We start from the raw sequence: 1,162 nt of genomic DNA on the forward strand, positions 1-1,162 counted from the left end.
TGCTTAACCCGAACTGAGGTTAATTTAAGTAGATCTGGCAGCATAGTCGCTACAAGACAACGGCAGCACAACGAGCAGGATTGACTGACTATCGCTGGAGTTGGAAGGATATCCTCTCCTTCCCAACAATAATCTGATGCACTACCCCATAACTGTCGAACTCACGTTGGGCATCAGGATGACCAAGCGCTGCATCAAAAAAGGCTAGCCAGACCATGCCTGACTAGCCCATAACTCATAGATGTTCGGGATGGTTACCAGAGGCCGCCCCTAGGCATACTTGGGCCCCAGACCCATCATGCTGGCATACACAGCGCTTGCGCCCAGCTCATCCTCAATGCGCAGGAGGCGGTTGTACTTGGCAATCCGTTCACTGCGGCAGAGGGAACCGGTTTTAATCTGTCCAGCTCGGGTAGCCACGGCCAGGTCGGCAATCGTGGTGTCTTCCGTTTCGCCAGAACGATGGCTGATCACCGAGGTGTAGCCGTTCCGTCCAGCCAAAGCGATCGTATCCAGGGTTTCGGTGAGGGAGCCAATTTGATTGAGCTTAATCAAAATGGAGTTGCCCGCCTCTTCCTCAATGCCGCGCTGCAGCCGTTCGGGATTGGTGACAAACAGGTCATCGCCGACAAGCTGAACGCGATCGCCCAGTTCATCCGTCAACAGTTGCCAGTTGCTCCAATCATCTTCATGCAGGGCATCTTCAATAGACACGATGGGATATTGGTTGCACAGATCGGCAAGATAGCCAACCGTCTCAGCCGGAGAATGGCTGGAGCCATCATAGACATACTCGCCATCTTTATAGAATTCAGAGGCGGCTACATCCAACGCCAACGCCACTTCGGTGCCGGGCTTATATCCCGATTGTTCAATCGCCAGCATCAACAGTTCCAACGCTGCTTGATTGGACTCTAGGTTGGGGGCAAACCCACCTTCATCACCCACGCCAGTCAGCAATCCTTTACCTTTCAAGACCTTGCTGAGGGCTTCAAACACCTCCGCCCCACAGCGCAACGCTTCCCGAAAGGAACTCGCGCCCACGGGCACAATCATAAACTCTTGAATATCGACATTATTGTCGGCATGGGCTCCACCATTGATCACGTTCATCAAGGGCACAGGCAGCACATTGGCAATGGGGCCACCTAGGTACCGATAG

1 protein-coding gene and 1 pseudogene are annotated in these 1,162 nt (G+C 53.4%); one reads left to right on the forward strand and one right to left on the reverse strand.

What is annotated here, in order from left to right; translation table 11 throughout:
• Positions 1 to 32: 32 nt before the first annotated feature.
• Positions 33 to 137, forward strand: a pseudogene (locus V6D20_18445) (IS1 family transposase).
• 133 nt (positions 138 to 270) lie between these two features.
• Here the strand turns inward: V6D20_18445 and eno are convergent.
• On the reverse strand, positions 271 to 1,162 hold an 892-nt coding region (eno, locus tag V6D20_18450), incomplete at its 5' end, for a phosphopyruvate hydratase (protein ID HEY9817762.1).

This window comes from Candidatus Obscuribacterales bacterium, assembly GCA_036703605.1.
Lineage (GTDB): Bacteria > Cyanobacteriota > Cyanobacteriia > RECH01 > RECH01 > RECH01.